The organism is uncultured Bradyrhizobium sp. (assembly GCF_936928535.1).
Classification (GTDB): Bacteria; Pseudomonadota; Alphaproteobacteria; order Rhizobiales; family Xanthobacteraceae; genus Bradyrhizobium.
Genome location: NZ_CAKZHY010000089.1, coordinates 1 through 6,578, shown reverse-complemented (window position 1 = coordinate 6,578; position 6,578 = coordinate 1). Strand labels below are relative to the sequence as shown.

The window sequence follows — 6,578 nt, the reverse complement described above, 5'->3', positions numbered from 1 at the left end:
CGCGTCCGGGCGGCTTTGCTCTACCGAGCTACACCACCACCGGGGACACGACCTGGCGTGTCGACGACGCCAGGAAAAGCGACTAGCCTCGCAACACTTCCTTGAGCATCCACAGCGACTCACTCTGCCTGCACAGTTTGCCTGATATCGCGAGGGTAGCCGCGAGCCGAAGCTTTCCCTGCCGAATTGCGCTGCAAGACAGGCCGAAGATTTCGAAATGACGGCCCAAACAGGGAAAACCTGCTGGGTCTCCGTGCCATAGTGCGGGGAAATAATCCCGCTGCCCTATTGTGGCGGGAGAGAAAAGGCGCGATGTGCGAGAGAGACTGGCATCCCGCGAAGGAACGGACGGGTCGAGATGGGACGAACGGTACGCGTGAAGTCCTTCGAACTGGCTGCGAAAGACATCAACGACGTTGATGTGACGCTGCTCCACGCACTGTCGACCGGAGTTGGCTGGCCGCATCGCCCCAAGGATTGGGATTTCCTACGCCGCGCAGGTCATGGGATCGTAGCCGTTGATGGCATAGGACGCGTCTTCGGCAGCGCGATGTGGTTCCCGCATGGCCACGATTTCGCGACCATTGGCCTGGTGATCACATCGCCTCGAACCCAGGCTCAGGGCACCGGCCGATGGCTCATGGAGCAGGTGTTCGAGCGGTGTGGCGACCGGAATTTGACTCTCAACTCGACCGACGCGGCGTACCACCTCTATCTTTCCCTAGGCTTTACGAGGGAAGCCACCGTGTTTCAATGGCAAGGAGAGGTGGTGTCACCACCTCCACCGGTGCCGGCTCTCGACGGCGAATTGAGCTCGCTGTCTGCCAAGAATATTGAAGCAATCGCAGCATTGGATGAACGCGCGTTCGGGACCGGTCGTCAGAGGCTGCTTGCATTGCTTTCTGAAGGTGCGTCAATCTGCCTCCTACGCCGCGGTGGAGAGACCGTCGGCTATTCCATGAAGCGCGAATTCGGGCGCGGTCATGTGATCGGCCCGATCGTTGCCAGCAATGATTGCGACGCGATCCATCTCACGGCCGTGCATCTCAAGGATCTCGCCGGAAGGTTCGCCCGCGTGGATACCCGAGAGCAGACGGGCCTGTTTGCCGACTTTCTTCAACAGAGCCGCCTCGGGATGATCGACACAGTCACGACCATGTCCAAGGGACGGCGTTTCCTGAACCGAAAGGAAGACGAGCCTTGGGTCTACGGATTGGCCGGTCACGCCTTGAGCTGAAGCTGTCCACGTGGCCGGATTCAAGCAGGCGCCTGAGGCTAACCTGACGGGCGTTATCGTGGGCGCTTCCGAGAGCGCTATCCGCGGGAGTGCAGGATCGAGAAAAATCGTAGTTTAGTTTGCAAAATCGCACGATCGGCAGCGGGGGATCGGCTCTGCTGCCCCCGACCCAAACGATCCGGTTCTGGTTCTGTAGCTCGCAAGAAGTGCGCCTTCGTTGACGGCTCGGATGTGCTGCAGTACCCCGCGGCGACGCATAACAGAATGTCCGCTTTGCTCGCCGCAGTATCCTATTCTACGATGGGCAAGTAATTGCCCTGTACCGTCCGATCCGCGCTCTGTAACGAATGGCGTGAAGATACATAAGCAAGGAGAAGATGCAGAAACAAAGAGGGAGGTCGCGGTAAGTCTTCCGTGGGACGTCATACTACAGAAGACGTGGCACGAAGCTCGCTTTTATCCTCAAGAGGCGTCTAGCGAAGCCATTGGAAACTAAGGGCTTTAAATGGTGGGCGCACCAGGGCTCGAACCTGGGACCCGCTGATTAAGAGTCAGCTGCTCTACCAACTGAGCTATGCGCCCGAAAGGCGGTCAATGCCTTGCGAGGCCGGTCGTTTAGCAAAGCGATCCGGGTATGGCAAGCGATGTGAAGCAGGTTTTTCAAGGTTCTTCCACAGCCCTGGAAATGCGAAAAGCCGCCGGATTCCAGCGGCTTCTCAAAGGTTAAAACCGGATCATCCCGGTCCGCTCAGAGCCGGCCCTCCCGGTCGGCGCCGTCGTCCCGCATGTGGTCCATGCCGCGATCCATCATGCGGCCCATGCCGCGCTCCATGAAGTGGTGGGGCGGGCCGTCTTCGCCGCCGCCGAAGGGGCCGCGGTGGCGGGTCAGCAGGGCAAGGCGGCGCTTCTGGCCGTCGTCGAGGGTCTTGTAAAGCGGATCGGCGGCATCGGCGATCTTCTTCAGGGCTGCCGAGCTTGCGCCCATGTCCTCGGCGCGCTGGCGCAGGCTGGCGACCGGATCGTCCGGCTTGTCGGCGTCCCTGTTCGCGTCACCGGGGCCGGCGTTCATCCGCGCATTGGCGCGGTCGATGCGCAGCTTGGCGAAGTCGCGCACAGCGGCCTCGACCGGCGGCCACAGCTTCTCCTGATCGGCGTTGAGCTTCAGCCCGGCATGGACGGCAGCGATCCGCGCGTCGACCATGGCGGCGCGGTCTTCCGGGTTCATCCGGATGTGGCGGAAGTGTTCCATCCACGGGCGATGAAATTGGGCATAGACCGCACCCGAGCCTGCGATGCTGAGCACGGCGATGGCGGCGATGGTGAACTTCCTCATCCGAACCTCCTCTGGAAGGATATCCTGAAGATGAGCGTCGCAAGGCCACTTCGCAACTTACAACTTGGACAGAGAGGCCACTCTTACGAAGATGTAACTCCTTGATCTGGATCAAAATCGCGAAGTGGAAATCATTTGCAACAAAGGGCTTCTGCGTTGCAGCACGGAAGCCCTTGATTGATGTCCGTTGAGGCTAGTTCGTCGTGCTCTTGGCTTCTTTCTGGAATTCGTCGATCAGCGGCTGGCCGACACGGCTCGCGGCATCCTTGTAGACCGGCTCCATCGCCTTGCGCATCGCTTCGTCCTGCTCTGGTGTGAGCTTGATGATCTCGCTCTTGCCGCTCTTCTTGATCTCGGCGAGCGCGTCGTCGTTCTCTTTCTGCGACTGAGCATTGTTGAAATCGGTCGCTTCCTTCATCGCCTTCGAGAGCTGGTCGCGGATGTCGGCCGGCAGACCGTCCCAGAACTTCTTGTTCACGATCACGACGTAGCCGATATAGCCGTGATTGGTCTCGGTGATGTACTTCTGCACCTCGTGCATCTTCTGCGTATAGATGTTCGACCAGGTGTTCTCCTGGCCGTCGACCACGCCGGTCTGCAGCGCCTGGTAGACTTCCGAGAACGCCATCACCTGCGGCAGCGAGCCGAGCGCCTTAAACTGGGCCTGCAGCACGCGCGAGGACTGGATGCGGAACTTGACGCCCTGGTAGTCGGCCGGCGTGATGAGCTTCTTGTTGGCACTCATCTGCTTGAAGCCGTTGTCCCAATAGGCAAGGCCGGTGATGCCCTTTGGCTCGAGCAGCTTGAGCAGCCTTGCCCCTAACGGGCCTTCCGTCACTTTCCGCAGCGTCTTCAGATCAGGAAGGATATAGGGCAGATCGAACACCTCGAACTCGCGGATGCCGAGCGGGCCGAACTTGGAGTTGGACGGCGCCAGCATCTGCACGCTGCCGAGCTGCAGCGCCTCGAGCTCTTCCTTGTCCTTGTACAGCGTCGAGTTCGGATAGACCTCGACTTTCACCTTGCCGTTCGTGTACTTCTCGGCGAGCTCCTTGAACTTCTCCGACGCCTTGCCCTTCGGCGTGTCGGTCGCGACGACGTGGCTGAATTTGATGATGATCGGCGATTGGGCCGATGCCGGCACGGCCAGGCCAAGTACCAGGACCGCGATGGACGCGGCGGTCGCGAAAATGCGCATGATCTCTCCCTTGTTATTCTCTTGGGCGGCCCATCAGGGGGCGCCGTTCCTCGAGCCGGGAGCATCAATAGCGGCTCGTGCATTGAGCCGCTATTGGCTGTTAGCAGGGCAGCTATTCGCCCTTAACGCCGTCATTCCGGGGCGATGCGCAGCATCGAACCCGGAATCTCGAGATTCCGGGTTCGCGCTTCGCGAGCCCCGGAATGACGTGCTCACGAATGTCAGCTCGCGGCCGCCGTCGACACGTTGTCGCGCTGGCGCTTCATGACGATCTTGTTGAGCGCGCCGAGATAGGCCTTTGCGGACGCCACCAGCGTATCCGGATCCGCCGCGCGGGCCGTCATCGAACGTCCCTCCTGCGACAGCCGCACCGAGACTTCGGCCTGCGCGTCGGTGCCTTCGGTCACCGCGTGAACCTGGTACAGCTCGAGCTTGGCCTCGTGCGGCACCAAACGCTTGATACAATTGAAGACGGCATCGACAGGACCGTTGCCCTCGGCTTCCTCGATCTTGATCTGGCCGTCGACGTCCAGCTTCATGGTCGCGCGCTGCGGGCCATGGGTGCCGGCGATCACGGTCAGCGAGGTCAGCTTGATGCGATCGTGCGAGGCCGCCATCTCCTCGTCGACCAGCGCCTCGATGTCCTCGTCGTAGATGTCCTTCTTGCGGTCGGCGAGCGCCTTCATCCGCGTGAACGCATCTTCCAGCTGGTTCGGGCCGAGCTTGTAGCCCATCTCTTCCAGCTTGTGCACGAAGGCGTGGCGGCCGGAATGCTTGCCCAGCACCAGCGAGGACTGCTTCAGGCCGACCATTTCGGGCCGCATGATCTCGTAGGTGGAAGCGTCCTTCAGCACGCCGTCCTGGTGAATGCCGCTCTCATGCGCGAAGGCGTTCCGGCCGACGATGGCCTTGTTGTACTGAACCGGGAACGAGGTCGCCGCCGACACCACTTTCGAGGCGCGGGTCAGCTGCGTGGTGTCGATCTTGTTCCAGTACGGGAATTTGTCGTTGCGCACGTTGATCGCCATCACGATCTCTTCGAGCGCGGCATTGCCGGCGCGCTCGCCGATGCCGTTGATGGTGCACTCGACTTGGCGCGCGCCGCCGACGACACCGGCCAGCGAATTCGCCACCGCCATGCCGAGGTCGTTATGGCAGTGCACGGAGAACACGGCCTTGTCGGAGTTCGGCACGCGCTCGATCAGCGTCTTCATGAAGTGGGTGTATTCCTCCGGCACGGTGTAGCCGACCGTGTCGGGGATGTTCACCGTGGTCGCGCCGGCCTTGATGACGGCTTCGACAATGCGGCACAGATAGTCCATCTCGCTGCGGGTACCATCCTCGGCCGACCATTCGACGTCGTCGATCTGGTTGCGGGCGCGCGCGACCATCGCAACCGAGGTCTCGAGCACTTCTTCCGGCGTCTTGTTCAGCTTCACCCGCATATGCAGCGGCGAGGTCGCGATCACGGTGTGGACGCGGCCGCGTTTGGCAAACTTCACCGCTTCGGCGCAACGGTCGATGTCGGCGGGATGCGCGCGCGACAGGCCGGCGATGACGGCATTCTTGGAGCGGCGGGCGATTTCACTCACCGCTTCGAAGTCACCCTGCGAGGTGATCGGGAAGCCGGCTTCGATGACGTCGACGCCCATATCATCCAGCAGCTCGGCAACCTCGAGCTTCTCCTCGAAGGTCATGGTGGCGCCGGGGCACTGCTCGCCGTCGCGCAGCGTGGTGTCGAAAATGATGACGCGGTCCTTGTCGGACTTGTTCACGGGGGCCATTGCGAAATTTCCTTTTGAGCTTGCGCGCCGCTAGTCCTGTGGGCGCTTGAGGTGTCCGGTGATCTCGACCAACCCCTGAGTGCCCAGGCGCGCAGCGCCCAGCCGGCCCTCAGGGGCAGCTAAGAAGAAGCCCGCCGAGAAGCAGGGTGGGCAGCGCGGCCGGGATCGTGGCGGCGGACAGAGCCACCTCCCCAAAAATCCCATCGATTTGGCCGCGAATCAGCATTGCCAGACCCTATTGAGCCCCAAATCCTCGGTCAAAACCGTTGACGGTTGGTTGCCGGGAGGCTCGGTACGTCGTTTCTAGACGAGAAATGGCAGCAACTGCAACGCCAAAGATGGTCAGGGGGGCTGACCTTCAAGTGAGATCAGGGTTCGCCCTCGTTTCGGGCCGGTGGCTCGGCTCTATTGCGGCAATCCAGCATCTTGGAATAGCATTCGCTGATACTTTGCAATTTTTCGTAGTCGATTTCACACCGACCTGCAGCCCCCGGGGCAGGATTGGAAATTGGGATTGTTCCTATGAAAGCTCATTCTCAGAACGATACGCCCGAACCCTCGAAAGCACTCGAAGCAGTTGCTTTTCTGATTGTCGTGATCGCGGGCGTCGCGATCTTTGCAATCTTTGATATCAGGCTCGGCGATGTCAGCATCGTAGCTTCCAAGTTGGCGTTGGTGCTCGCCTTGGCGCTTGCCTGGATCGCGAAAGCGGTCCGCATTACAACGACACGCGTACTCCTGCCCTTTGCAATGCTGTTCGTCGTTGTTCAAGACGAGAAAATTGTCGGAGTTCAGTTCTGGGCGGTTGGTGCGCTCATCGCTGGATTTGCCGCGCTGTTTGTCGCTGGCTGATGCGGTACAGAAACAGCAACCGCTTCCACGGTGTAGCTTGCATGAATGGTCCTTCCCGCGGCGCGTTTCGCCCGGGTTTTGCTGTTCGTTTCACGCCTTTTAAAACAGAGGGCGCGCTGCGCTCCATCCGGGCTTCTGTAACGGGCCTTGGTTAGTCAATCCCTTTTTGCGTGA

General features: G+C 60.6%; 5 protein-coding genes and 1 tRNA gene. 2 read left to right on the top strand and 4 right to left on the bottom strand.

The window, feature by feature from the left end:
* Nucleotides 1–358 precede the first annotated feature (358 nt).
* Nucleotides 359–1,237, top strand: a complete 879-nt coding sequence (locus Q0687_RS13675) for a GNAT family N-acetyltransferase (RefSeq protein ID WP_298877465.1) — start codon at nt 359–361, stop codon at nt 1,235–1,237.
* Nucleotides 1,238–1,743: 506 nt separating this feature from the next.
* Here Q0687_RS13675 and Q0687_RS13670 read toward each other — a convergent pair.
* The 4 genes from Q0687_RS13670 to Q0687_RS13655 form a co-directional block, all read right to left on the bottom strand.
* Nucleotides 1,744–1,819: transfer RNA gene (locus tag Q0687_RS13670), tRNA-Lys, on the bottom strand.
* Nucleotides 1,820–1,985: 166 nt separating this feature from the next.
* On the bottom strand, nt 1,986–2,570 hold the full coding sequence (locus tag Q0687_RS13665) for a Spy/CpxP family protein refolding chaperone (protein ID WP_298877463.1): 585 nt from the start codon (nt 2,568–2,570) through the stop codon (nt 1,986–1,988).
* A 193-nt stretch (nt 2,571–2,763) separates the two neighbouring features.
* Nucleotides 2,764–3,768, bottom strand: a complete 1,005-nt coding sequence (locus tag Q0687_RS13660) for a TRAP transporter substrate-binding protein (protein ID WP_298877461.1) — start codon at nt 3,766–3,768, stop codon at nt 2,764–2,766.
* 221 nt (nt 3,769–3,989) lie between these two features.
* Nucleotides 3,990–5,552, bottom strand: coding sequence for a 2-isopropylmalate synthase (locus Q0687_RS13655; RefSeq protein ID WP_298877459.1), 1,563 nt, complete (start codon nt 5,550–5,552; stop codon nt 3,990–3,992).
* Nucleotides 5,553–6,074: 522 nt separating this feature from the next.
* Here Q0687_RS13655 and Q0687_RS13650 point away from each other — a divergent pair.
* Nucleotides 6,075–6,404, top strand: a complete 330-nt coding sequence (locus Q0687_RS13650) for a hypothetical protein (RefSeq protein ID WP_298877457.1) — start codon at nt 6,075–6,077, stop codon at nt 6,402–6,404.
* Nucleotides 6,405–6,578 lie beyond the last annotated feature (174 nt).